The following is a 22,618-nucleotide window of genomic DNA, read 5'->3' as shown; positions in this document are numbered from 1 at the left end:
AGCATCCCGAGGAGCATCCCGGGAAGCACTGCAGGAAACATTCCGGGAAGCACCGCGGGAAGCGCCGCCCTCACTGCTCGGCGAAGGCGAGCTCCGCGGGCTCCGGCGAGTCGGCGTCGAAGGGCAGCACGAACCGGTGCGGCCACGACAGCACGCTCTCCAGCCAGCCCGCCCCCATGGTCTGGGAGACGTGCCGGAGCCGGTCGGCCGGGTCGACGCCGATGGTGACCGTGAGGATGTCGCGCTCCACGCTCTCGCGCTCGTCGTCGCCGAGGATCACCCGCCAGGCCAGCTCCCGGTTCCTGTCGACCTCCATGGACAGCGGGTGGTGGCGAAGCGCCTTGGCCCGGTGGCCGAGCAGCTCCGTGCCGCCCGCGGGACGGTTGAACAGGGCGTACTCCATCACCGGCGCGGAGCCGCGCGGGTTGGGCGCGGGCTGGCCGTGCGGGAAGAGCCTGTCCACCTCGTGCAGCCACCGCACCTGCGGGATGACCCAGGCGGGCCCCGGCCGCTCGCCGGGGTCGCGGTCGGGACCGAGCAGCCTGGTCGCGACCGTGGCGACCTGCTCGGTCAGCTTGGCCGGATCGCTCACGGTGCGCAGCGACCACGCGCGGCGGCCCACGCAGCGCTCCACCGCCGTGGCCAGCAGGCACTCGCGCCGGCGCGGCGGGACGTCCGCCCAGAGGTCGGCCAGCGCCCTGGGCACCCCGGGCACCGGCCGGTTGGTACAGAACGCCAGCACCAGCGTGTCGGCCCAGATCCGCAGCCAGGCCCACTCGGACGCCCCGGCGAGCAGGTCCGCCTCGCGCAGCTCGACCAGCGTGCACGCCCGGCCGTTGCGGCACTCCTGCCCGCAGGCCGCCGACCGGCGCCCGCAGATGGGCGGCATGTGGCCGGGGACCGGGCGCTCGCGGTCCTCGCCCAGCGGGACCTGGATGCGCAACGGCCGGTCCATGCCGTCGGCGAAGACCGCGGCGACGCCGGGCGGGAGCGAGACGACCTGCCGGGACTGCTCCTCGCTCAGGTTCGTCGCCGCACCGACCAGCTGGCGGTCGTCCTCGGCGGGGAGGCGGTGGATCACCTTCAGCGCGGTGTTCTTCACCACGTCGGAGACGAGCTTCGTGGGGATCTGCTCGGCGACCACGATGCCCTCGCCGTACGCGCGGATCTCGGCGAGCATGCCCGCCAGGAGTTCGACGGCGTGCGTGCTGGCCCGTCCCGCGCCCCGGTCGCGGAGCAGCCGGTGCGCCTCCTCGATCACGATGACGTGCTTGAGCCCGCTGCTGCGCTCCTTCCTGGCCCGCATCCGCAGGTGCTCCACGATCCTGATGATCAGGGTGCCCATCAGGAACGCCTTGTCCTCGTCGTTGGCGACGTCCTCGATCGCGAGCACCACGTTGCGCTGGAGCAGGTCGCCGATGTCGGCGGGGTGGCCGCCCTCGAAGAACCGGCCCGCGGAGCCGACCCGCAGCGACCGCAGCCGCAGCGAGATGAAGCCCTCCACGTCTGCCTGGACCTCCCGGCCGTAGCCGATCTCCTTGATCACGTCCATCGCGTGCTGCTGGAGCTGTTCGAGGGTCGGCACGGCGGGCCGGACCGCGGCCCCCGGGGCCGCCCAGCCGGTGACCACGTCCCAGCCGTTGGCCTCGTACACCCGCTGCAGGGCGAGGGACATGATCTGCGGGAACGGCTCCTCGGCGTCGAAGGCCGCCATGAACAGCGCGCGGACCATGTCGATGTGGGCCTGGACCGGGTAGCCGGGCTCGGGGGCGAGCGGGTTGACGCTGAACGGCACGCTCTCCGGGGCCGACGGGTTGATCACGGTCACCGGGGCGAGGTGCTCGATCCGGCCGCCCATCGAGGCGTACTCGGACTTGGCGGGCTCGATGGCGAGCCACGGGATGCCCGCGCCGGTGAGCTGTTCCAGCAGGTGCCTCACGGTCTGGGACTTGCCCGAGCCGGTGGCGCCGGTGACGAACGCGTGCCGGTTGAGGGTGGCCAGCGGGACCTTGAACGAGCCGACCGGCCTGTCCTGGCCGTCGAGGATGGACCCGAGCTCGACGGTGAGCGCGCCGGGCACGGTGTCCGCCTCGCTGGTCACGTCGAAGAAGCCCGCGTCGAGGACCCGCACCCCCGGCACCTCCCGGTGCGGCAGCCCGGCGAGGGCGGCGAGGGCCCCGGCGGTGGCCGCGAACGGGGAGGCCGCGCCGTCCGCCGGGTCCTGCAGGGTGGTGGCCAGCGCCTCGGCGAAGCCGTAGACGGGGCCGGACAGCGCGCTGCGCAGGCGGTAGGGGTGGTGGCTCATCTCGGCGGAGCCGACGAGCACCGGGGCGATCTGGCGCAGCTCCTCGGGCCCGGCGGCCCCGGCGAGCACCCGGACGTTCCAGAGCCCGGCCTCGCGGAAGGCGTCCAGCTCCTGCATGCGCCGCTCGGCCCGTTCGGCGTCGTAGCGGGAGCGCTCGGAGGCGTCGCCGTACTGCCGCAGCACGTTGAGCTGGGTGCGCAGGTGCGCGACCTCGGCGTCGAGCAGGTCGGTCTGCTCGGCCACCACCAGCCAGGCGAACGGCCGGGACATGAGCGTGACCAGCGTCGACTCGAAGAGCGTGGGCCGCCTGATCTCGTCGGCGTCCGGCTCGCGGCGCCCGCCGAGCGGCGGGGCCTGCCGTCCGGGGCACACGGTCCAGGCGAGGTCGGACAGGTCGCGGAGCCACTCGTCGCCGATCCGGACGCCGCGGGCGCCGCTGGGGAACAGCAGCGGCTCGGGACCGCCGGGGGCGTGCTCGGCCTCGGTGGCGGCCCTGCGGGGCGGGCGCGGCGGGGTGAGCGGCCCCGCGTTGGTGATCAGCTCCAGCGGGGCGCCGGACCCGCGCGAGAGCCAGCCGACCACGAAGGGCCGGTTGCGCTGGGCCGTGGAGAGTACGGCGGGCAGGACGGTGACGAAGTCCCACTCGGCGGAGGAGCTGCGCGAGGGCGCCGTGATCGCCTGGATTCTGTACCAGGGACCGGTCAGGGCGTTGGGCGGACGGGACACACTTGGCTGCATTTGGTCTCCACCCGGGGGACCCGGCTCCAGGCCGGAGGGTTGACGCTTCACGGATCGCTCCGTCGTACCGGCCGACGCATGATCGAGATCGAGGGTAGGTCACCCCCGCAACCACGGTCGAACCTGACTCGGGGCTCGCACCCCGGCATTGACCATCCCATTACGACATACGGACGGCTCGTTGACGCATCCGGTGAGAACGCCGCCGCCCGGACGGTCCCCGCCCGGACCTTCACCCCCCGGGCCCGCGTCGACCGGGTCCTCATCAGCGTCGGCCGGGTCCTCGTCGGCGTGGGCCGGGTCCTCATCAGCGGCGGCGCCAGTCGAGCCTGGCCGGGGGCGGGCCGAGGTTGGGCGGCGCGTCCTCGAACGCGCTCGACGCCCGTGGCTCGGACTTCCTCTCCTGCTGCCCGTGTTCCAGCGCGGCTTCCTTGATCTCGTCGAACTCGCCCAGCGTCGTCTTGGGGAAGGTCAGTATGGCCGGGTTGGCATCGGCGAGACGGACCCTGCGGCCGTCGGCGGTGGCGTCGGTGACGATCACCGAGGTGGTGGGAAGCTGCTGGAGCTGGTGGGGCTCGACGAGGAACTCCCTTGAGCGGTGCAGCACCCGCTCGGTCTCCCCCATCGCCTTGGTCGCGCGGCGGCCCCACTCGGTGGACTCGGTGATGTCCTCCTTGAGGTCCGCGTGGCTCACGTCGCGTTCCTCGTCGCCCTCCTCGGCCTGGCCGACCGTGGAGACGTAGCCGCCGTCCATCCCGGCCCCGGCGGCGCTGATCGTCTCGGTGAGCTGGGCGAGCTCCAGCCGGTGCTCGGTGCCGACGTGCTCGCTGGCGACCCGGGCGTCCTCGGCGTTGCCGAGCCGCATGAACGTCACCGCCGCGTGCCCGCGCCCGAGCCGTTCCCGTACGGTCGGGGTGAGCGCGCGGTAGGTGAGCACGAGACCGGTCCTGGAGGTCTCGCAGGCGTCCATCAGCCGGTCGAGCACGTCGCCGCGGAGCTTGTCCGCGCCCGCGACGATGATCGTGTGGTACCACGGCCGCTCGGAGGCGGGCGACTGGCGCAGGATGTGGGTGAGCGCGGTCGCCACGTACGTGCCGAGGACGCGGTTGCCGAACACGCCCGCCTGGCGGTCCATCGACACGACCCGCAGGCGCGCGGGCGGCAGGCGCACCGCCTCGGAGCCGAGGGTCTCCAGCTTGCGCAGCTGCGACTCCAGCGCCCACGCCCGCTCGATCACCACCCGGTCGCTGACGCCCCGGCCGAAGAGCGTGCCGATCCGCTCCAGCTGGGTGGCGGTGATCAGGCCGTAGCGCAGGTCCTCACGGGGGTCGCCGACCTGGGCCAGGGCGCGCAGGGCGGCGGTGACCTGGTTGATCGTGGCGCTCTCGCCGAGGACCTCCAGGACCCGCTCCAGGATGGCGTTGTCGAACGACAGGTCCCTCGTCGAACGGTGCTCCTCGCTGACGCTCACGACGTGGGCGAGGACGTCGGCGAAGGCCTCCGGGGCGAGCGTGGCGCCCAGGTCGAGCCGGGGCAGGTCGACCGGCAGCACCCAGACCAGCGGGTCGTCGCCGCCCCGGCGCGCGAGCTCGATCAGGTCCTTGGCGACCGCGCCCTCGGACAGGTCGAGCACGGTCAGGTGGCCGCCGCTGTAGAGGCGGGTCGCGCCGAGCAGGGTGATCAGCGCCGACCAGCCGGGCAGCGTGCCCCCGGCCACGTCGATCCGGTCGATCTCGTCGGGCACCGCCACCGCGTACCAGGTCAGCTGGCGGTCGTGGCGCTCCTTCTTCTCGGCCCACTCGCGGTAACGGGCGGCGTGCTCCTCCTGGGCGAGGAAGAGCTCCCTGTCACGTTCCTCCCGCAGCCGGTCCCCGGCCACCTCGCGCTCCTTGATGCGGTGGCGTACGGCCCGGTCGCCCTGGTGGACGGCGTAGCTGCAGAACGCCGCGATGCCGCCCGCGGCGATCACCCCGACGGCGGCGAACGACCAGCTGAGCATCTCGGTGAGGCCGAGGACGAGGATCAGGGTGGCGAGCGCGGCCATGAAGCCACGAACGATCTTGACCGGCCGGTTCAGGAGATCCTCGTTGAGGCGTTCCCTGCGCACCCACTCGGGGTCGATCGGCTCGGGAGGATTCTCGACCGGCGAGGGTCGCTTGGGAGCCGGACCCGGATCAGGGTGCAACAAGGCGTACTGCCAGCCCAGGTAGATCCGGTCCGCCTGGAGCTGCGCATGCTCTGGATGCACGTCCGCCACGGAACCTCCGCCATCGGGCTCATCGAAAGCCTCGGAGACAGCGTAAGAGTTCGACATCATATTCGGGCAGCGTTCCCATCAATCCGCTGTATTTTCCCCAGGTTCACCAGTACTTAAGGGACAGATGAGTCGGATGGGACGGACGTCAGCGATTAACATCATTTCTCATGACTCCCCCGTCCGAGGGTCCCACCAGACGGCGCCCCATCGCGGTCCCGCTCGTCGCCCTCGTGACGATCGCCGGCCTGGGAGTCACCGCCGCCACCGGCGGTTTCGCCACGGCCCCCGACAAGCCTCCCAAGCGGCTCGGCCAGGGCGCGACCGTGGACCAGGAACAGTTCACGACCACGTTCGTCGGGTCCCGCACGCTGAGCGAGCCCGGCCTGTTCGGAAGCCCGCCCAAGCGTTTCCTGGAGATCGAGCTCCGGGTCGTCAACAAGGGCGACGAGACCGCGATCACGGGACTGCTCTACGAGGGCGGCCTGGGCGGCGGATCCCTCGGCTCGTCCCTGGTCAGGATCACCCCCGCGATCAAGGGCAAGTACGGCGCGTCGTTGTTCTCCCCCACCGGAGGGGGTGAGAGCACGCAACTCCACCCGGCCCTGCCGACCAGCGTCGTGGTCAAGTACGAGCTGGAGGACGGGCAGCGGGCTCCCAAGCAGCTCACGATCGACGTCGGCAAGTACGAGTGGCGTGACGGGATCACCCTGGCGCCCGGCTGGTTCCTGGTGACGGAGAACGAGGCGGGCAAGGCGAAGCCGGTGGTGACGGCCCAGGTCACGCTTCCCGTCGTGCCGAAGGGAGCGCGCTCGTGAACCTCCCCTCCCACCCCCGGCCCGAGACCCACCCTCAGCCCGAGCCTTTCTCGCAGTCCTCTCAGCCCTCTCAGCCCTCGCAGCCCTCGCGATCCTCTCAGCCCTCGCAGCCCTCGCGATCCTCTCAGCCCTCTCAGCCCTCGCGGTCCTCGCGGTCCTCGCGGTCCTCCCAGCCCGAGGCTCATTCGCGGCCCGAGTCCTACCCCCGGTCCCAGGCCCAGGCCCGGTCCGAGACCCGTCCCCGGCCCGATCAGCGCTCCCGCTCCCGCTCCCGTTCCGGGACTTCCGCCCGCCGCGGGACCGCCGCGCCGCCGAGCCGGTGGCGCACCGCCGGTGCCGTGCTGGCCGGGATCGCGCTGGCGGCCTCGGCCGTGGCGCTGCAGGCGTTCGGCTCGGGGATCGCCGACCACGACGCGCCCCTCACCTCGACCGGTGACATCAACGAGGAGGTCACCGGCTCCCGGATCTCCGCACGGGTCAAGGCCGTGCACGCGGCCAAGGCCATCGCGGCCGAGAACACCCGCGGCGAGCAGGAGCGGGTGACCGCCAAGGGGATCTTCGTCATCGTCGAGGTGGGCGCCACGGCGACCTGGGAGCCGCAGCAACTGGGGCCTCCCCGCCTGCTGACGGGCGGCGGGCACCGTTACGTGGCCTCCGACAGGGTGGACCAGATGTCGACCATCACCCATCCCTACATCCAGCCGGGCTGGTGGACCGAGGGCGTGACGGTCTTCGAGATTCCCCCCGGGGAGCTCCCGGACTCGCGGATCCTGCTCGCCCCCTCGTCCGGTTTCATCGTCGAGCCGAACGGACCCGAGATCGAGATAGACCTGGGCCTGGACGAGGCGGCCGCGCGACGGCTGACCTCCACCGCGAAGGACGTCCACGAGTTGGCGAGCAGGAACTGATGGGGACGCCACACCGGGGAGGCCCCGAGGACGAGCAGGGCCGCGACTGGTTCGCCTCACGGGAGGAACCTCCCACGCGGGAGGACCGGCCCACGCGGGACGACCGGCCCACGCGGGAGGAACCACTCGTGCGCGAGGAACGGTCCGCGCGGGGACCTCGGCCCATAGAGGAGCCCCGGCTCACAGGAGAGTCCTGGCCTACGGGAGAGCCCTGGCCCACAGGGGAGAACGGGCCCGTGGGGACGAGCTGGCCCGTACAGGACCGGTTCGCCCCGGAAGGCGATTCCGCCACGCCCTCCCAGGACTCCTACCGGGGCAGTCCCTGGCCCACCACCCTCGGCACCTGGCCGGCGCCCCCCGGCCCTGCCGGCGAGCATCCGTCCTCTACCGGCCCTACCGGTGAGCATCCGACACCGCCCGGCCCCGACGACGACGCGCCCACGCAACCTCGCGGACGGCACGCGGAACGTCACCCGGAACGCCCGGCGGATCCTCCCGTGGCCCCCCGGACGCACACCGCGCAGAATCCGGAACGGCCGCCCCTGCCCCGGGCCCGGCGGCTGAACCCGCCCGAGCCCGGGAACCGCCGTGCCGGGCAGGGATCCCCCGCCTCAGCGTGGTCGGCCCCCACCTCCCGGCCCGCCGCGCCACCCGGCCCGGCCCCGAGCCTCCCCTCCGTACCTGCTCCTCAGGCCGGGGGTTCTCAGGCCAGGAGCCGCCCCACCCCGCCCCAGCGCCCGCGACCTTCGGGCGGTGGCGGTCAGTGGACGCCCGGCCCCATGCAGATTTTCCCGGACGAACAGGTCTGGCCCCCGAAGCCGCCCGTGGAGGAGCCGGAGGAGGAGCCGCCGGGAGCCTCGACCCAGCCGTTCCCCTCCGTCGCCGGGACTCCACTGCCCAGACCCTCCGCCGCCGTACCTACCGGCACGCCACCCGATGGACACCCCTCACCGGAGAGCCCAGAGACCCCGGACACCCCGGACACCCCGGCGAACCCCGCGACCGCGGAGGAGACCGCACCGGCGAGGCGCCGTCGTACGGCGCTGCGGGTCGGCGGGGCGATCGTGGCCGTGGGGCTCGGCATCGTGGCCTCCACCTGGAACGGTTACACCGTCTACAGGACCGGCAACCCCGCCGACAGGGTCTACACCGTCGCGCCGGGGGGCGCCATGACGCTGATGCACGTGTCGTGGAAGGCCTCGGTCGAGCAGGTGGACAGCCTGGGCGGCCAGAAGCCCGCCCAGGCCGACCGCCAGTGGTTGAAGATCAAGGTGACGAGGACCGCGCTGGACGCCGAGGGCGTCGGCCTGCGCGGTGACCCCGAGGTCGAGATGAGGCATTCCGACGGCCGCGTGTGGAAGGTCCTCCCCGAGAGCGACGACATCCCGGACGAGGCCAAGGACCACAAGATCGGTACGGCCTACTCCTACAACATGGTCAGCATGGTGCCCAAGAAGCTGGCCGGGCAGGTCGAGGTCCACGTCCGCCCCGCCACGTACCAGGTCGTGGAGGACGAGTCCGTGAAGGACATCTTCAAGAAGGCCGCGGAGCAGAAGGACCCCGTCCAGGACCAGGTGCTGCGCTTCAGGCGGTGAGGGTCTCCCCCGCCTCACGGCTGCGGGTGGCCGCGATGTCGAACGTGGCCGCCAGCAGGCAGACGGTGAGCGTCAGCACCACCATCTCCCTGAAGAACGTCACCGGCCCGGCCAGCGCCAGCCAGACGAACGGGTCCTCGTTGCCGATCAGCATCCGCACGCCCCGGTCCGCGTAGTCGGCGGCCACCCTGATCCCGACGTAACCGAGGCAGAAGAGGCCGAACAGCGCGGGACCGCCCCGGACCGCGAGCCGGAAGGCGTTCGCCGGGGGGACCCAACGCTCCTGGAACCCGGCCGTGGCACGGGTCATCGTAGTCTGGGTGAGGTTGTGCGTCCGCTCCATCCGGGTGGCCACGTTGTCGAGTCTGGTTCCCCGTACGACGGCCCGGGTGTCCTCGGCGAAGGCCCCGTAGACGAGCGAGGCGACCGTGAGCCAGGTGAGCGGGACGAACAGGCCGTCGATCACATGGGGCCAGACGTCCCCGGCCGCGTCCCAGAAGGTCTTCCACAAGGGCACGGCCTCGCCCGCCCGCTCCGCCCAGTCCCTGGCCGTGGCCACGACGACCCGGTGGTCCAGCCAGTCCGTCCGCGCGTCGGCGAAGGCGAAGATGGCGTTGATGCTGTAGAAGGCGAAGGCCAGCTCGAAGAAGGTCGCGAACACGCCGCTGCCCCTCACCTTGCCGTTGACGTGCCACCAGCTGAACAGCGACTTGAGCAGGTACGCGACCACGGCGACCCCGATGGAGACCCGCACGTCCAGCGTGGAGAGTCCGGTGCCGCCCTCCACCTCGCCCCCCGCGAGACTCGTCGCGAAGTCCTGGTCGACCCGCCTGGCGGTGTCGACGGCGATGAACTCCCTGGCGTCCGCGTTCTGGAAGCTCCAGGCGAGGTAGATGGTGGCGAAGACCAGCGTGGCCCGGTTCAGCGCGCCGAACATGCTCTCGTCCGCCTCGCCGCCCTCCCGGCGCGCCCGGATCTCCCGCAGTGCCCCGCGCACCGAGTGCAGCATGCCGACCATCACGACGAGCTCGTTCAGCACGATCAACGTGAAGACGAACATCGTGACGACGAGCCGTACCTGCTTGTGGTCACCGTGGGAGACCTCGCTGGCGGCCACCATCAGCAGCCCCCGGACCACCTTGCCCGCCGAGAACCACAGGATCAGCGACAGGGCGCAGGCACCGAAGATCCTGAACGTGTGCATGGGCAGCGAGGCCGCGGAAAGCGAGGCGGGCCTCCGGCCGACTGCCGGCGACTGTGCGGGCATAACAGGCGTTTCAGGCACCCGACGCATGCTAACGACTCCCCTGACGGAGCGCAGCCCGACCGGCCGAGCCCGGCGCGACACCGCCCTCCCTCGCTCCCGTGTGCCCGTCGAATAAACGGCCGGCCTCGTTTGTTGCAGCGGCAATGAAGCGCATGGAAGTCTGGGCCGACATGGCCTGCGCGTGGGCCTACATCGGCAGGCGACGCCTGGAGCAGGCGGAACTCGGCGAGGACGTGGAGATCGTCTGGCGTCCGTACGTCATCGACCCGATGGCTCCGGTGCCGTCGGAACCGCTGGAGGAGGAGCTTCGCGACCCGGTCGCCGAGGGCGCCCTGCGAGCCTTCCACCCGACCTCGCCCTCGACCGGGGACCGGGCCGGGGATCAGGCCGGGGATCAGGCCGGTGACGGCGGCCGGCCGCGGGGTGCCGTGTGGCGGGCGAACACGTTCGACGCGCACCGGGTGATCGCCCTCGCCCGCGGACGGGGCGGCGCCGCGCTCCAGGACGCGGTCGTGGAGCGGATCCTGCGCGCCCACTTCGTCGAGGGCTCCGACATCGGGGACCGCGCCACCCTGGTGGCGCTCGCCGCCGAGGCCGGCCTGGACGGCATGGCCGAGGCGCTCGACCGCGGCGACGGCGCGGACGAGGTCCGCTCCGAGCTGCTGCGCGGCAAGGCCGAGGGCATCACCACCTCGCCGACCTTCGCGGTCGGCGACACGATGGTCTCGGGCGCGCAGCCGGCCGAGGTCCTCGCCGACCTGGTACGGCACGCCGCTCCCCCGCGGGAACTCCCCGACGAGGTCAGGTGGCTGCGCCGGGCCGAGGCGCTGCTGGACGTCCGAGACCCCCTCGGCGCCCTGTGGATCCTGCGCCCGCTGCTGGCCGACCACGGCGACGACCCCGCCGTACGGCTGCTGGCGGCCCGCGCCTACTTCGGCTCGGCCCAGCTCGGCAGGGCGAGGGAGACCCTGGAGTCGCTTCTGGAGCGCACTCCCGGTGACCACTACGCCCGGTTCCTGCTCGGCCGTACCCTCGAACGCGCCAACCTTCTCCCCGAGGCCCTGCCACATCTGCGCCTGGCGGCGGCCATGTCCCCGGAGCCCGACTACGTCGACGCCCTCGACCGTGTCGAGAACCGTCTGGCGGACCGGCTCACGGTCTGACGGCTTCGACACCTCCGGTGTAACGGAAAGGACCGGCCCTCCCGAAGGAGCGCCGGTCCTCTCACCCTGCTGGTTCGTACTGTTCGTGTTGTTCGTACCGGTCGGAACCCGAGGGTCAGACGGCCACGGCGAGCTGGGTGACCTCACCCAGGCGGGCCTGGGCCGGGATGTCCTTGGTGATCCCGCCGCCCGCGATGATGCGGACGGTCCAGTCACCGGGAGCGGCGAAGAAGCGGAAGATGCCCTCGTCGGACACCACGACCTCGCCGGTGAACTCTCCCGCGTGGTCGAGCAGGCGGGCGTATGCCGTGCCCGCGCCCGAGACCACACCCTGGATGACGGCCTGGCTCGAAAGGTCGATCCCGGCCGGAAGGGCAACCGTCTGTTCCGGAGCAGCGCATCCCTGAGTCATTATCGTGCCTCTCCCAGTTCGATCGGCACGCCGATGAGCGAGCCGTACTCGGTCCACGATCCGTCGTAGTTCTTGACACTTGCCTGGTCGAGGATCTCGTGGAGGACGAACCACGAGTGCGCCGAGCGCTCCCCGATGCGGCAGTAGGCGATGGTGTCCTTGGAGAAGTCGACGCCTTCGCCCTCGTAGAGGGCCTTGAGGTCCTCGTCCGTCTTGAAGGTGCCGTCGTCGTTGGCCGTCTTCGACCAGGGGATGTTGCGGGCGGTGGGAACGTGGCCGCCGCGCTGCGCCGCCTCCTGCGGGAGGTGGGCGGGCGCGAGCAGCTTGCCGGTGAACTCGTCGGGCGAGCGCACGTCGACCAGGTTGAGCTTGCCGATCGCGGCGACGACGTCGTCACGGAAGGCGCGGATGGACAGGTCCTGGTCCTTGGCCTGGTAGCTCGTCTCGGGACGCGCGACGACGTCCTTGACCAGCTCGCGGGAGTCGAGCTCCCACTTCTTGCGGCCACCGTCGAGGAGCTTGATGTTCTCGTGGCCGTAGAGCTTGAAGTACCAGTACGCGTAGGCGGCGAACCAGTTGTTGTTGCCACCGTAGAGGACCACGGTGTCGTCGTTGGCGATGCCCCTGGACGACAGCAGCGCCTGGAAGCCCTCGCGGTCGATGAAGTCGCGGCGAACCGGGTCCTGGAGGTCCTGCTTCCAGTCGACCTTCACTGCGCCACGGATGTGGCCCTTGTCATATGCGCTGGCGTCCTCGTCCACTTCGACGAGAACGACGCCGGGAGTGTCGAGGTTGGCCTCAACCCAGTCAGCGTCGACCAGGACGGCGGAGCGGCTCATTTTGATCCTCCAGGATCATCGTGCGGCGGGTAGTAAACGGCGAATGATCAAAAACATCTCGCAGCCGAGACAGAAACCGAAAGCGGCGTTGAGAAATGCGGCGAAAAGGGCCGCTGCGACGGCGCCGAGGGCCAGCGGCGTTATCTGTGCGACGTATCCGACCAAGCCCACCAGAGCGAAGGCGAGTCCGACCCCCTGCGCGAAACGCGGCGGGCCGGCGTCCTCCAGCTCCTTCGGCGGACTCTTCACTATCCCTTTGAAAATCATCCCGTACGGCGAGGTGCCGAGAGTGCCCAGCGTGAACACGACGGCCTGTGCGGCCAGCAGCCATGCGCTGCCCGTCACGAGGACGAGCGCGAGCACGACGGTGGTGACGGCCGCTGAGAAGCGGAGGGCTCGGGAATCAACCTGCATCGCCTGATGCTCCTGAAGGGTCGTGCAGATCGGTGCGGCTCGACGACCGCTTGAGATCGCCCTTAGGAAACGCGACAGAGAGCGGTGGTCACGCGGCAGAAATCAACCGCGCGCCGCTTCGTGAGCAGCTCTGTCGTGGAGTTCATGTCCACGACATTACCCCGGCGTCCCGCCATCTGTCACATCCCTGTCCAATTTCTGAGACATGATCGTTCAATGGGCGATAGGGTGCCCCGCTCATTCGCCGACCGCCAGACCGAGGGCGCCGATGACGTCGGCTTTCCTGGGTTGACCGGAGGCGCGTTTCACGACCTGCCCGGACGCGTCGAGGACCAGGACGGTGGGGGTGCGCAGGATGTTCAGCGATCGGACCAGGTCGAGGCGGGACTCCGCGTCGATCTCCACGTGCGCGACACCGGGCACCATCTCGGCCACCTCGCCGAGGATCCGCCGGGTCGCCCGGCACGGCTGGCAGAAGGAGGTGGAGAACTGCACGAGCGTGGCCCGCTTTCCCAGCTCCGCGTGGATGTCGCCGGACGTGAGCCGTTCCACGTCGCCCCTCACCTCCCGCGCCACGCCGTTCCGCCGCCGCAGCACCACGCCCACGAGCGTGGCGAGGGCGAGGGTGACGACCACCACCGTCAAACCGGTCACGGAACACGACAACAGGCGTGCCCCCCGGACCATTCCCGCGCCGCTCCGGCGGGACGGATCCGGCGGGACGGATTCAAAAAGCGGGAACCGTGAACGGAGCGGGATCGGGGAACGGGGAGCGTGAACAGATCCGGATTCAGGAAGCGGCAACCGTGAACGGAGCGGGATCAGGAAGCGGGAACCGTGAGCAGCACCCGTCCCTCGGCCGTGGTGATCTCGAATGACGTGATCCGCTCCGGCGGGATCGTCGTGGTGCCCTCGAAGCCGCCCGACTCGTCATAGGCGGCCCTGTTAACGACCCAGTTGCCCGCCGTCTCCCTGAGCCCGCCCTGCCCGACCACCTCCAGCCGGCAGCGCGTGCCCTTGGCCACCCCGGTGAGCATGACCTTGATCGTGGTCGCCCCCTCCCCGGTGGACGCGGTCACCGTCGCGCGGACCGTACCCGTGCGGTCCGCCCCCTTGAACCGCAGCTCGCTCGGGGCGAGCAGGACCTCCGGCGCGGGGCTGGACAGCGTGGACTCGGAGGTCCGGGACTCGGGACCGGCCGTCGACGAATCGGAGGACTCCCGTGCCGAGCCTGTCGCCGGAGACCTGAATGCCTCCGCGGTGGAACCGTCCGCCGGGGACGGGGAGGACCTGACCTTGGCACTGGCCTTGGCGTCGGTCTCGGGCAGGGTCGAGTCCGAGAGGGACCGGGCGCTCTCCCCCTGCTCCTCCGCGGAGGCCGACGGCGCGTCCATCATGGGCGCCGAGACCGGGGTGGCCTGCTGGGAGCTCTGGGTGACGGCCCACAAGGTCCCGCCGCCGAGCCCGACCACCAGGACCGAGGCGGCCAGCGAGAGCATCAGGCGGTTCGTACGGCGCCGCCTGACCTTGGCGCTGAGCAGCCGTTCGAGCACCACCGTGGGCGGGCTCGCCACCTGCGCCACATCGCCCTCGGACACCCTGCCGAGGAACGTCGTCACCCCGGCCAGCTCCTCCAGCTCGGCCCGGCACTCGGCGCACTCGGCGAGATGGGCCTCGACGAGCACGCGCTCGTCCGGCTCCAGGGCGTCGAGGACGTAGACCCCCAGCGACATCCGTACTTCTTCACAGGTCATCATCATGGCGCGAGCCCCCGCTCCTCCAGCGCCAGCTTGAGCGCCCGAAGCGCGTAATACGTGCGCGATTTAACCGTTCCGGCGGGGATGCCGAGCGACTCGGCGGCCTCCTTTACGGATTTCCCCTGGTAGTAGACCTCGGCCAGCACCTCGCGGTGCTCGGGCCGCAGCGCGGCCAGCGCCTCGGCGACCGCCCACGACTCGACGGCCCGCTCCAGCTCGTCGTCGGCGGGCACCACGGCGAGCGCCTCGTCACCCGTCTCCGGGGGACGCGCCTTGCGCGCGCGGTGCTGGTCGACGACGAGGTTGCGTGCCACCGTGAACAGCCACGCGCGGATGGAGCGGCCGGCGAACGCGTCAGGATGGCGCCAGGCCCGCAACAGCGTTTCCTGCACGACGTCCTCCGCTCTCCCCGAATCGCCCGTCAGCCGCAGCACGTAGCCGTAGAGTGGCCCGCCGTGCTCGTCGAAGAGCGCCCTGACGAGTTGCTCGTCGGCGGTTCCGGCTTGGCTCACACCCTCACGACGTACGGCGGGACGATCCGGTTCAGGCACGGCGCACGTTCAACCTCGCAGGGGCACGTCGGAGGCCTCGCCCGAGATGCGCAGACCCTCGGGAACGGCCTTGACCTCGGTCAGCTTGAGGTTGTAGGGCAGCTTCCCGATCGGGATGCGGTAGTTGATGAACCGCTCGGGGTCGGGAACGGGGATGCCCCCGCCCAGGGTCACCTTCCCGGGGACGAGCCGCAGGCCGCCCTCGACGATGTCGACCTTGAGCGCCGCCTTCACGGGCACCTTCTGCCCCAGCACGGTGATCTCCCCGCTGACGTTGAGCTCGTCTCCCACGATGTTGACCTTGATCCCGCGAGGCGCCCTCTGGTTGAGCGTCGCCACCGAGACGACCACCGCCCCCTCCACGCGCTCGGCGCGCATGTCCACCTGCTGGGGACGGAGCACCAGGTCCTCCAGCGGGGCGGTGACGCCGCGCAGGGTGAAGTCGACGCTCGACAGCCGGATGCCCGAGACGGTCATCGCGCCCGCGGCGACCCTGACCTCCTCGTAGCGCCCGGCGATCGCCTGGGTCAGGAAGGGTATGCCCTCGATCGTGACCTCCGGCGGGGTCGCGAGGTCGTACTTCGCCGTGGTCTGCGTGGCGATCTCGCGCTGGACCCCCGTGACGGCGACCCTGTCGAGGATCACCACGAGAACGAGCAGGACGAGGAGAAAACCGATCAGCTTGCGCATCCGACTCCCTGTTCGTTCTCCGGCCCGAGGGTGGCCATTGGCGTGACCTCCCCCCGCAATCCTGTCCGAAACGCCGCCCCGGTGGTAGCACCCACCCCGCCCGGGCGCACCCACCCGGAACGCCTGCTCGGGCTTCCCCGCTCGAAACCGTGCCCAGATCTTCCCGCTCAGGTCTTCCCTCAGGTCCTCCCGATCAGGTCCTCCCGATCAGGTCCTCCCGATCAGGCCCTCCCGCTCAGCCGCCCGCGAAGGGCGGGAGCACCTCGACCGTCGCCCCGTCCGGCAGGATGATCGTCTCGTGGGCCCGTCTGCCCACCGGATCCCCGTCGACCAGGAACGACGACCGGCTCACCACGCGGGCCAGCCCTTCACGGTCGGATGTGATTTTGGTCATCAACTCGGCAAGCGTCACGGCCTCGGAGCGCTCCTCCGCGACCCCGGCCGCCTCCTTCGCCGCGGCCCAATATCTGACAATGACCGTCGCCATCAGTGAATCAACTCCTCAAGCACACGTAGAGTTACCTTGCCATTACGGCGAATTCACATGGAGAACCGGTGTTCACCAGGTGGACGTTCGCTGGACGCTGAACCCCTGTGGGTTATCCTCACGTACTACGGGACCTGGGCAACGTAGCCCCCGGGTCCTTACGTGTTTGTACGGCTGTCGCCGGCATTACGCGGGAAGGAGGCATCGTGAGCAATCTCCTGCTGCTCACCAACGCCCTTGAGCCCTCAACCGAGGTGCTTCCGGCGCTGGGGCTGCTACTGCACTCGGTACGGGTCGCGCCCGCGGAGGCATCCGCCCTGCTCGACGCCCCACCCGCCGACGCGATCCTGGTGGACGCGCGCCGCGAGCTCGTCCAGGCCAAGAGCCTGTGCCGGCTGCTGCGCACCACGGGCGTCGCCTGCCCCCTGGTGGTGATCGTCACAGAGGGCGGCCTGGCCGGGCTGACCGCGGAGTGGGGTGCCGACGACGTCATCCTCGACACCGCCGGACCCGCCGAGGTCGAGGCGCGGCTCAGGATGGCCGTGGGCAAGCTCCACCTGTCCGCCGCCGAGGAGGTGCCGGACGAGATCCGCAACGGTGACCTGTCGATCGACGAGGCCACCTACACCGCCAGGCTCCGCGGACGCGCGCTGGACCTGACCTTCAAGGAGTTCGAGCTCCTGAAGTACCTGGCGCAGCACCCCGGCAGGGTCTTCACCCGCGCCCAGCTCCTCCAGGAGGTCTGGGGGTACGACTACTTCGGCGGCACCCGCACCGTGGACGTCCACGTCCGGCGGCTCCGCGCCAAGCTCGGCGCCGAGTACGAGGCGCTGATCGGCACGGTCCGCAACGTCGGTTACCGGTTCGTCCCCGAGCGCGGCAACGAGCCCGCCGAGGAGCGCGAGCCCGCGCGCCACTAGCCCCTTTTCCTGTAGAACCGCTTCCGGGAGTCGCCGGAACCGGCCGTGGCACGTTCCCGCTCCCGCCCCGCGGAATTCTCACGGGGAAGGGAGCCGGACAGATGTGTGAGGCGTCTGCCCTCAGGCACGCCCACCGGACGGCGAACCGGGCGCATCCGGCGTGCCAGGCGTTCTGGGTGTCCCGGATGCCCCGGATGCTCCTGGCGTGACCAGCCCCGACTCGTAGGCGAAGACGACGAGCTGCGCCCTGTCGCGTGCCCCCAGCTTCGTCATCGACCGGCTGACGTGGGTCTTGACGGTGGCGTGGCTGATGGCCAGGTGCCCGGCCATCTCCGCGTTGGACATGCCGGTGGCGACCAGCGCCAGGATCTCCAGCTCGCGGCCGGTCAGGCGTTCCAGGCCGGGCCCGGCGACGGGCCTGGGCGGGGTGGACACGTACTCCTCGATCAGCCGCCGGGTCACCGAGGGCGAGAGCAGCGCGTCACCGGCGGCGGCCACCCGGACCGACCTCAGCAGCTCGGCGGGTTCGATGTCCTTGAGCAGGAAGCCCCCGGCCCCGGCGCGCAGCGCGGCGAAGACGTACTCGTCGAGGGCGTAGTTGGTCAGGATCACCACGCGTACCGCGTCGAGCTCGGGGTCGGCGCCGATCCTCCTGGTGGCCTGTATCCCGTCGAGCAGCGGCATCCTGACGTCCAGCAGCGCCACGTCGGGCCGCAGCGCGCGGGACATCTCGACGGCCTCGACGCCGTTGCCCGCCTCACCGACGACGGTGATGTCGTCGGCCATTTCGAGCAGCGCCCGGAAGCCCGCGCGGATCAGCGCCTGGTCGTCGGCGAGCAGCACCCTGATCACGGCCACCCCACCGGTGCCCGGTCACAGGCCGGCAGCACCCTGATCACGCCTCCCAACGCCCGGCCGTGGACCGACAGCACCCCGATCACACCCCCAATGCCCGGCCGTGGACCGGCGGCACCCCGATCACGGCCGTCCCGCCAGGGGCAGCTCGGCCCGGACGGCGAAACCGCCCCGCGGGCGCGGCCCCGCGGTGAGCGACCCTCCGGCCGCGACGGCGCGCTCGCGCATCCCGATCAGCCCCATTCCGTATCTCGTGACCTCGGCGGACGACTCCCCGTCGTCCTCGACGCGCAGCACGACCGTCTCGGGCCGGTACTCGGTCGTCAACGTGATCGAGGCGGGCCCGGCGTGACGGAGCACGTTGGTGAACGCCTCCTGCGCGATGCGGTAGGCCGCCCGGTCGACGTCCGGGGGAAGGTCCCGGCGCTCCCCGACGACGAGGACCCTGACCGGCAATCCCACCGCCTCCGCCCTGGCGACCAGCCGGGGCAGCCGGGCGAGACCCGCCCCGGGGCCGTCGGGGCCGGCCTGCCTCAGCACGCCCAGCGTGGCGCGGAGCTCCCCCATCGCCTCCCGCCCCGACTCCTTGATCACGGTCAGTGCCTCGCGGGACAGCGCGGGGTCGCTGTCGAGCAGGTGCACGGCGACGGAGGCCTGGACGTTGATGACCGAGATGTTGTGGGTGAGGGTGTCGTGCAGTTCCTGGGCGATCCACAGCCGCTCCTCGTCCGCCCTGCGCAGCGCCGCCTCCTCGCGGGTGCGCTCGGCCTCGACCGCCCGCCGCTCGACCTCGTTCAGGTACGCGCGACGGTTCCTGGCCGTCTCCCCGAGGACCACCATCGCCACCAGCCAGCCGCTGAGCAGCGTGAAACCCCCGTCGGGGGCGGGGTCGACGTCGGACAGCGCGATGGGGCCGTAGACCCCCACGCTCATCGAGACGGCCAGCCAGATCGCCAGGCGGCGCCGTCCGAGGGCCGCCGCCGTGTAGATCGACATCAGGGCGGGCGCGGCGGCGAAGATGCCCGGGAACCGCCAGGCGTAGTAGGCGACGGCGCAGGCCACGGTGATCGTTCCCACCGGCAGCGGCGCGCTCCGCCGGAATGCCAGCACCAGCGACGACACCGTGATCAACATCAGGCCGAACGTGTCCAGCGGGCGCTCGGGGGAACCCGAGCTGGACAGCCCGCCGTAGGTGCCCGCGACGATCCCCGCCAGCACCCCGGCCGCGACCAGCGCATCGGTTCTCCGGGTCCTCACCCCTGACACGGTAGGTCACCGTACCCGCCGCGCCTTCCCCCGCGAGGGGGAGGTCGCCCGTACATCCCCCGCCGTACGCCGCCCTCCACCGGGCCACGGACACCGCTCCCGGTGTACGGTCCCCTCCGCACCACGCACGGCGACGCACGGCGAGACACCCATGGGCACTCTGCACGCGGTCCGACGTACGAGAGGCCCACCGGACGCGTCCGATGGGCCTCTCACGCGTGTCACGCCCTCGCGGCGCGGCACGCCTTTCCTCCGTGTTACGGAACCACCATTACGAAAAGGTCGTTACGGAACGACCGTGATGTGGTTGGGCACCGGGGGCGTGATCGACGGGTTCGCCGCGAAGTGGGCGGCGAAGGCGTCGATGTCCAGCGGGCCGCTCCACAGGTCGGTGCCGTCCCTGAAGGCGAGGAACGCGTCCCCGCCGCCGACCAGGAAGTTGTTGGCCGCGACCCTGATCGACTGCGTGTCCGTCACGGCGACACCGTCGATCTTCATGTCGGAGACCTTCGCCCCCCACGGCGCGCTCGCGCTGTAGGTGTAGGTGAAGTTCGACGACGGCTGCAGGATCTTGGTGAACGCCTGGGCGTTGGGGCCGCCGACGAACTGCTGCTCCAGCACGGTCTTGAGCTGGGCGCCGGTGAGCGTGACCACCTGCATGAGGTTGTTGAACGGCTGGACCGTGAACGCCTCCCCGTACGTCACCACGCCGTCTCCCTCACCGGCGGGCGAGCCCGCGTAGTTGAGGCTGGCCCGCACGCCGCCCGGGTTCATCAGGGCGAGCTGGGCGTTGCCGCCGGTCCTGGTCGCGGCGAGCTGGGCGTCGGCGATGAGGTTGCCCAGGGAGGACTCCCCGGAGGCCACGGCGACGTTGGTGATGTCCGCGGTGATCCTGCCGATCGGCCTGTTGGCCACCGACGCGACGCGGTCCTTCCACGTCTGGACGAACGTGGTGATCTCCGGGTCGGGGGTGACGGTCCTGGTCACGACCTGGTTGTCGGCCACGACCGTGGAGCGCACGACGTCACGGGTCCTGACGTCCACCTGGAAGTCGACCTTGGTGATGACCCGGCCGAAGGAGCCGCCCTGGCTGTAGAGACGGGTGCCGCCCTTGGGGTCGGCCACCCGGCACAGGTACGCCTGGTGGGAGTGCCCGCTGAGGATCATGTCGATCTCGGCGTCGACCTGGGTGGCGATCCGGTTGCCCGCGCCCGGCTGGGCGCTGCACGCGTCGGGCGACTGGCCCGCGGTGACCTGGTCGCCCTCGTGCACGAGCACGACCTGGGCCTTGACGCCGACGATCTTCAGAAGCTTGGACGCGACGTTCGCGGCCTTCACCTCGTCGATGAACTCGATGTCCTTGATGCCCTCGGAGGTGACGATGTTCGGGGTGGTCTGGGTGACCAGGCCGATGAAGCCGATCGGCACGCCGTTCATCCAGCGGATCGCGACCGGGGGCAGCGCGGGGATGCCGTAGTCCTTGAGGAGGTTGCGCAGCGAGTTGCCGTTCGTCCCGCCCAGGGCCTCCAGAGCCTGCTTCTCGGCGCCCTGGACCGGCCGCTTGAAGAGGACGTTCGCGCCGAGGTAGCTGAACTTCGCGCCCTTCCACTTGCCGGCGGGCGAGCAGCCGTCCACCGGGTGGCAGCCGCCGTACATGATCCGCTTGAGCTCGGCGTACCCCTCGTCGAACTCGTGGTTGCCCACGGCGGAGGCGGTGACGCCGATCTTGCCGAGGAACTCCACCGACGGCTCGTCGTGGTAGGCCGCGGAGATCAGGGGGCTGGCGCCGATCAGGTCGCCCTGGGCGACCTTCAGCGTGTTCTTGTCGGAGAGCTGCTTGAGGTGGGTGGCGGCGAACGCGGCACCGCCCGCGTCGACCGTGGCGCCGTTCTCGTCGACCATGCGGCCGGAGGAACCGGTCGGCGGCTCAAGGTTGCCGTGGAAGTCGTTGAGGGAGAGCAGTCGGACCGGCACCGTCTTGGCGGGCTTGGCAGCGGGCTTGTTGCCCGCCTGGGCCGGTCCCATCGCGAGCACGAGACCGGCCCCGGCGAGCACGCCCGCCATGGCCAGCCGCTGGAAGGAACGAGACATCATGAACCACGACACTAAAGGGACTGCCTGAGCATGGAATGACCGAGAGGTAACGATTCACCCGGCGGGCACATGGCGCCTTTTGCCAGTCCCCGGTGCACTCGGGAGACATGTGCCCGCTTAGAGTCCACACCATGAACGCGCGTGTGGAGTACCGGGGGTCGCTCGGCGAGCAAGAGGTGTCCGACGTCCTCGCGGTGGTGGAGGCGGCCACGGAGGCCGACGGGGTCAGGCCGCTCAACGAACATGTGATGCTGCACCTGCGCTACGGCGGCGACGAGCGGGCCGGAGCCGTGCTGCTGTACGCCGGGGACGCCCTCGCGGGCTACGCCCACGTCGACCCGACCGACCCCGTCGAGGGTCCCAGCGGGGAGCTGGTCGTCCACCCGGCGTTCCGCGGGAGGGGCTACGGGCGGCGGCTGCTGGAGGCCGTGCTCGACCGCACCGGCGGGCACCTGCGCCTGTGGGCGCACGGCGGGCACCCGGGCGCCGAGGCCCTCGCCCGCTCCGCGGGGTTCGACAAGATCAGGTCCCTGTGGCGGATGCGCCGCTCCCTGTCCGCCGCCGTCCCCGCCTTCGACCTTCCCGAGGGGGTACGGCTGCGCACGTTCCGGCCCGGCACCTCCGACCGGGAGGCGTGGGTGGCGCTCAACGCCAGAGCCTTCGCCCAGCACCCCGAGCAGGGGGCCTGGACCATCGAGGACCTGGAGCGGCGCGAGCACGAGCCCTGGTTCGACCCGGCCGGGTTCTTCCTCGCCGTACGACCCGACGGCTCCGGGGACGGCGACCGGCTGGTGGGCTTCCACTGGACCAAGGTCCACGGCGACGGCGACCACGCGCACGAGCCCCTCGGCGAGGTGTACGTCGTCGGCGTCGACCCCGACGAGCGCGGAGGCGGCCTGGGCAGGTCACTCACCCTCGCGGGCCTGACCTACCTGCGGTCGCGGGGCCTGAGCCAGGTGATGCTGTACGTGGACGAGAGCAACCCCGCGGCGCTCCGCCTGTACGAGCGGCTGGGCTTCACCCGGTGGGACGTCGACGTGATGTACCGGAAGTGACGTACCGGATGCAGGGACGTCCCCGGACGCGGGGACGCATCCTGGACGCGGGAACGCACTCCGGACACGGGGACGCGGGAGCGCAGAGACGCACCCCGGACACGGGGACGCGGGAGCGCAGAGACGCACCCCGGACACGGGGACGCGGGAGCGCAGAGACGCACCCCGGACACGAGGCGCGCCGGGCCGGATTCCTCTCCGGCCCGGCGCGGTCACCCCAGAGCTGTGAC

The 22,618-nt window shown here is 71.1% G+C and carries 21 protein-coding genes; 6 read left to right on the top strand and 15 right to left on the bottom strand.

Going from position 1 to position 22,618, the window contains the following annotated elements; translation table 11 throughout:
* Positions 1–70: 70 nt before the first annotated feature.
* Together ACFYWM_RS21025 and ACFYWM_RS21020 are read right to left on the bottom strand one after the other, a co-directional pair.
* A complete protein-coding gene (locus ACFYWM_RS21025; RefSeq protein ID WP_389917090.1) occupies positions 71–3,043 on the bottom strand; it encodes an ATP-binding protein in 2,973 nt (990 codons plus the stop codon).
* A 307-nt stretch (positions 3,044–3,350) separates the two neighbouring features.
* On the bottom strand, positions 3,351–5,291 hold the full coding sequence (locus ACFYWM_RS21020) for a hypothetical protein (protein WP_389917088.1): 1,941 nt from the start codon (positions 5,289–5,291) through the stop codon (positions 3,351–3,353).
* Between the two features lie 176 nt (positions 5,292–5,467).
* Here ACFYWM_RS21020 and ACFYWM_RS21015 point away from each other — a divergent pair, with 176 nt between their 5' ends.
* The 3 genes from ACFYWM_RS21015 (at position 5,468) to ACFYWM_RS21005 (ending at position 8,618) form a co-directional block, all read left to right on the top strand.
* Positions 5,468–6,115 (top strand): hypothetical protein, encoded by a 648-nt coding sequence (locus tag ACFYWM_RS21015; protein ID WP_389917086.1) that lies wholly within the window; start codon positions 5,468–5,470, stop codon positions 6,113–6,115.
* Between the two features lie 338 nt (positions 6,116–6,453).
* Positions 6,454–7,023 (top strand): hypothetical protein, encoded by a 570-nt coding sequence (locus ACFYWM_RS21010; RefSeq protein ID WP_389917084.1) that lies wholly within the window; start codon positions 6,454–6,456, stop codon positions 7,021–7,023.
* Positions 7,024–7,802: 779 nt separating this feature from the next.
* Positions 7,803–8,618, top strand: a complete 816-nt coding sequence (locus tag ACFYWM_RS21005; RefSeq protein WP_389917082.1) for a hypothetical protein — start codon at positions 7,803–7,805, stop codon at positions 8,616–8,618.
* On the opposite strand, the gene ACFYWM_RS21000 is transcribed toward ACFYWM_RS21005, so the two are convergent.
* Positions 8,608–9,822, bottom strand: coding sequence for a hypothetical protein (locus tag ACFYWM_RS21000; protein WP_389917080.1), 1,215 nt, complete (start codon positions 9,820–9,822; stop codon positions 8,608–8,610). The two genes, ACFYWM_RS21005 and ACFYWM_RS21000, sit on opposite strands and share 11 nt — an antisense overlap.
* 215 nt (positions 9,823–10,037) lie before the next feature.
* On the opposite strand from ACFYWM_RS21000, the gene ACFYWM_RS20995 reads away from it, so the two are divergent.
* Complete coding sequence (locus ACFYWM_RS20995) at positions 10,038–11,048, top strand: DsbA family protein (protein WP_389917078.1); 1,011 nt, start codon at positions 10,038–10,040, stop codon at positions 11,046–11,048.
* Between the two features lie 115 nt (positions 11,049–11,163).
* On the opposite strand, the gene ACFYWM_RS20990 is transcribed toward ACFYWM_RS20995, so the two are convergent.
* From ACFYWM_RS20990 to ACFYWM_RS20950, 9 genes are all read right to left on the bottom strand, one after another.
* Entirely contained in the window at positions 11,164–11,460 is a 297-nt protein-coding gene (locus ACFYWM_RS20990) for a DUF1416 domain-containing protein (RefSeq protein ID WP_344746938.1), read from the bottom strand.
* A complete protein-coding gene (locus ACFYWM_RS20985; protein WP_389917075.1) occupies positions 11,460–12,299 on the bottom strand; it encodes a sulfurtransferase in 840 nt (279 codons plus the stop codon). The genes ACFYWM_RS20990 and ACFYWM_RS20985 overlap by 1 nt, the downstream gene beginning before the upstream one ends.
* A 15-nt stretch (positions 12,300–12,314) precedes the next feature.
* The gene (locus ACFYWM_RS20980; protein WP_389917073.1) at positions 12,315–12,713 is read right to left on the bottom strand and encodes a DUF4395 domain-containing protein; all 399 of its coding nucleotides are present in this window, start codon (positions 12,711–12,713) and stop codon (positions 12,315–12,317) included.
* Positions 12,714–12,775: 62 nt separating this feature from the next.
* The gene (locus tag ACFYWM_RS20975; protein ID WP_350969279.1) at positions 12,776–12,859 is read right to left on the bottom strand and encodes a putative leader peptide; all 84 of its coding nucleotides are present in this window, start codon (positions 12,857–12,859) and stop codon (positions 12,776–12,778) included.
* Between the two features lie 91 nt (positions 12,860–12,950).
* Positions 12,951–13,367 (bottom strand): TlpA family protein disulfide reductase, encoded by a 417-nt coding sequence (locus ACFYWM_RS20970; protein WP_389917071.1) that lies wholly within the window; start codon positions 13,365–13,367, stop codon positions 12,951–12,953.
* Between the two features lie 167 nt (positions 13,368–13,534).
* Complete coding sequence (locus ACFYWM_RS20965) at positions 13,535–14,467, bottom strand: zf-HC2 domain-containing protein (protein ID WP_389917323.1); 933 nt, start codon at positions 14,465–14,467, stop codon at positions 13,535–13,537.
* 2 nt (positions 14,468–14,469) lie between these two features.
* Positions 14,470–14,982: a sigma-70 family RNA polymerase sigma factor gene (locus ACFYWM_RS20960; protein WP_350969222.1), complete on the bottom strand. Its 513-nt coding sequence runs from the start codon at positions 14,980–14,982 to the stop codon at positions 14,470–14,472.
* Between the two features lie 48 nt (positions 14,983–15,030).
* Positions 15,031–15,711: a DUF2993 domain-containing protein gene (locus ACFYWM_RS20955; protein ID WP_389917069.1), complete on the bottom strand. Its 681-nt coding sequence runs from the start codon at positions 15,709–15,711 to the stop codon at positions 15,031–15,033.
* Between the two features lie 235 nt (positions 15,712–15,946).
* Positions 15,947–16,198, bottom strand: coding sequence for a MoaD/ThiS family protein (locus ACFYWM_RS20950; protein WP_389917067.1), 252 nt, complete (start codon positions 16,196–16,198; stop codon positions 15,947–15,949).
* 206 nt (positions 16,199–16,404) lie between these two features.
* On the opposite strand from ACFYWM_RS20950, the gene ACFYWM_RS20945 reads away from it, so the two are divergent.
* Positions 16,405–17,118 carry a winged-helix domain-containing protein gene (locus tag ACFYWM_RS20945; protein ID WP_389917065.1) on the top strand — a complete coding sequence of 238 codons (714 nt, stop codon included), beginning with the start codon at positions 16,405–16,407 and terminating at the stop codon, positions 17,116–17,118.
* 120 nt (positions 17,119–17,238) lie between these two features.
* Here ACFYWM_RS20945 and ACFYWM_RS20940 read toward each other — a convergent pair whose 3' ends face one another.
* The 3 genes from ACFYWM_RS20940 to ACFYWM_RS20930 all read right to left on the bottom strand — a co-directional run bounded on the left by ACFYWM_RS20940 (position 17,239) and on the right by ACFYWM_RS20930 (position 21,333).
* Positions 17,239–17,970, bottom strand: coding sequence for a response regulator (locus ACFYWM_RS20940; RefSeq protein WP_389917063.1), 732 nt, complete (start codon positions 17,968–17,970; stop codon positions 17,239–17,241).
* Positions 17,971–18,096: 126 nt separating this feature from the next.
* Positions 18,097–19,230: a sensor histidine kinase gene (locus ACFYWM_RS20935; RefSeq protein WP_389917061.1), complete on the bottom strand. Its 1,134-nt coding sequence runs from the start codon at positions 19,228–19,230 to the stop codon at positions 18,097–18,099.
* A gap of 294 nt (positions 19,231–19,524) precedes the next feature.
* Positions 19,525–21,333: a bifunctional metallophosphatase/5'-nucleotidase gene (locus ACFYWM_RS20930; protein WP_389917059.1), complete on the bottom strand. Its 1,809-nt coding sequence runs from the start codon at positions 21,331–21,333 to the stop codon at positions 19,525–19,527.
* A 131-nt stretch (positions 21,334–21,464) separates the two neighbouring features.
* On the opposite strand from ACFYWM_RS20930, the gene mshD reads away from it, so the two are divergent.
* On the top strand, positions 21,465–22,388 hold the full coding sequence (gene mshD, locus ACFYWM_RS20925) for a mycothiol synthase (protein ID WP_389917057.1): 924 nt from the start codon (positions 21,465–21,467) through the stop codon (positions 22,386–22,388).
* The last annotated feature ends 230 nt before the right edge of the window (positions 22,389–22,618 follow it).

Origin of the sequence: Streptosporangium sp. NPDC002721 (assembly GCF_042888905.1) — a bacterium.
Classification (GTDB): Bacteria; Actinomycetota; Actinomycetes; order Streptosporangiales; family Streptosporangiaceae; genus Streptosporangium.
This window is presented reverse-complemented; position numbering and strand designations above follow the sequence as displayed.